The sequence below is a fragment of the Chloroflexus sp. genome (assembly GCF_034432675.1).
GTDB lineage: Bacteria > Chloroflexota > Chloroflexia > Chloroflexales > Chloroflexaceae > Chloroflexus.
Window position 1 is genome coordinate 1 of sequence record NZ_DAOUBI010000149.1, and the last position, 2,648, is coordinate 2,648.

Sequence of the window (2,648 nt, forward strand, 5' to 3'; positions counted from 1 at the left end):
CTGCATAGCTCTCGTGCATGTTGTCTCGTCGCTATCATGTTGTGGTGCATTGACCGAATTTTGAAATAAGTTCTAAATCGCGAAAGGAATTGGTGTGGGTACGTTGCCATCAGATCGTCTGGACGACAAGGTGCGCTATCTGCGCGATATTGACATCTTTCGTGATCTTGATCCAGATGAGATTGAATTGCTGGGGAAACGGGCACCGATGCAGCGTGTTCCATCTGGGACCGTCTTCTTTTCCCCGGAACAACGCGCTGAGGTGTTGTTCATCCTTAAAGAGGGGCGTGTGCGCATCTATCGCCTCTCAGCCGATGGCAAAATCCTCACAACTGCTATCCTCAATGAAGGCACGATCTTCGGTGAAATGGCGCTGCTTGGTCAACAACTGCACCAACACTATGCCGAAGCAATTTCTCCCTGTCTGCTCTGCCTGATGAGTCGCGAGGATGTGAAGCACCTGTTGCTGAGCGATCCGCGAATTGCGACTCGCATCGTCGAGATTTTGGGCCAGCGTTTGATCAGTGCTGAGCAGAGGTTGTCCGATTTTGCCTTCAAGAGTTTGCCGCAGCGGATTGCCACGCTTCTCCTACAGATGGCTCAACCCGCCAAACGGCGCCTCTTTCGTCCAGGTAGTTCCCAGCGGGAAGTGGCCCTGACCCACGAAGCATTAGCCGAAATGCTCGGCACGTATCGCGAAACCACAACCAAAATTCTGAATGATCTCCGTGCACAGGGATTGATTGAGCTGCGGCGAGGTCGAATTGTCTTGTTAGATGAAATCGGCTTGCAGAAACTGAGTGAATAAAGGTTTGGTATGTAATACTAAATCCGGTTCCCTGGCTGTCATCGCTCATGATCGCACCGTCACACTGGCAATGCCCTGGGTGTAGAGAGGTAGACACCGTCTCTCTGCCGGGTTACTCGTAGCGCATAGTTTGGAGTGCGGCAGCCACGCTGCCGCGCCTGCCGTGTTCACGATCAGATGCGTGTCGTACCGTTTACTCTGCTGGTTGCGGATGCGTGCATATCACGACCGTCTGGCCTGTCAGTGATTCTTGTCGGGGCGTATCATTGTCGCCCCGACAACGACATCTACCATCACCAGCCCAGTATCAGGGCGAACATCAGCGGTGCAATAATAGTGGCATCCGACTCGATGATGAACTTCGGCGTATCAACCGCCAGCTTCCCCCAGGTAATCTTTTCATTGGGGACGGCCCCCGAATACGAGCCATAGCTGGTTGTTGAATCACTGATCTGGCAGAAATAGCCCCAAACCGGCACCCCCTCGCGCCCTAAATCCTGATGCAACATCGGTACCACACAAATCGGAAAATCACCGGCAATGCCGCCACCGATCTGGAAAAAGCCGATAGAGGCGCGAGCCGACGTTCGGGTATACCAATCGGCCAGATCGATCATGTACTCGATCCCGGTACGTACCGTGTGCACATTCTTGATCTCACCGGTAATGCAGTGGGCGGCGTACATATTCCCGGTGGTCGAGTCTTCCCACCCCGGTACATAGATCGGCAGATTGCGTTCCATCGCCGCATACACCCAAGAATCGCGGGGATCAATCTGATAGTACTGTTCAAGCTTCCTGGCACGGAGGATACGGTAGATAAACTCGTGGGGGAAATAACATTCGCCATTCCGATCAGCCTGCATCCACTCATCGAGCAGAGCCTTTTCCAGTCGCCGCATTGCCTCTTCTTCGGGAATACAGGTATCGGTCACCCGATTCATATGCCGCTCAAGCAACTCCTGTTCTTGCTGCGGACTGAGATCGCGGTAGTGAGGGACACGCTCGTAGAAGTCGTGCGCGATCAGATTGAAAATATCCTCCTCCAGGTTAGCGCCGGTACAGGAAATCGCATGCACCTTCCCCTGCCGGATCATCTCGGCCAGCGAAAGCCCAAGCTCCGCCGTGCTCATGGCCCCGGCCAGCGTAATCATCATCTGACCACCCTGATCGAGATGGCGACGGTAGGCATCAGCCGCATCAACCAGGGCTGCTGCGTTGAAATGACGAAAATGGTGGCGGACAAACTGGCTCACAGCTCCGTTTGTCATCGGTGTATATCCTTTCATAGTGATCTAACCGTTTCCTGTCTGGTCAGGCACACGGGTGCCTCGCCGATTATAGCACGCTCTTTCGACCTTCACGTCTCCTTTCGGTATACGGCCATGTGGAAAGTAGGGAAGGAGAAAATTTAGGAATGCAGAAGAGGAACTCTTTCGGGCATTCCGCAGCGTGAGTATCTGTCGGCGTGTAGTTTGGCGTGCGGAAGCCACGCTTCAGCATCAACTGCACTATATACCGGTCGCGTATTATACCGGTACGGGTGCGGTGTGTGTTCACTTCATGATCATCTTGTCTGGTAATGATACTACTAACCATTGGTGCTAGTTGAGTCAAGGGGTATCCTCAAGGTTGCGAAACTACACCGAGGAGACACCCCATGACCACAGCCGACATTATCCTACACAGTTTCTGCTATGTGGATGACCACTTGCCTCACATTCCGAGCCACTCGTAAGCTGAGTTGTATCCGAGCGAGCTAGTGACGATTGGCATCCTGTTTGCTCACAAAGGTGGCTGCTTGCGCACCTTCTAGCGCTGGCTGCAACGCGATGATGGC

Annotated in this window: 2 protein-coding genes; one reads left to right on the forward strand and one right to left on the reverse strand. The window is 53.4% G+C overall.

The features are described from left to right. The first annotated feature begins 94 nt into the window (after positions 1 to 94). A complete protein-coding gene (locus VAE55_RS11385; RefSeq protein ID WP_322815900.1) occupies positions 95 to 808 on the forward strand; it encodes a Crp/Fnr family transcriptional regulator in 714 nt (237 codons plus the stop codon). A 293-nt stretch (positions 809 to 1,101) separates the two neighbouring features. Here the strand turns inward: VAE55_RS11385 and VAE55_RS11390 are convergent, their stop codons facing one another. Continuing rightward, positions 1,102 to 2,079, reverse strand: a complete 978-nt coding sequence (locus VAE55_RS11390; RefSeq protein WP_322815901.1) for a deoxyhypusine synthase family protein — start codon at positions 2,077 to 2,079, stop codon at positions 1,102 to 1,104. Positions 2,080 to 2,648 lie beyond the last annotated feature (569 nt).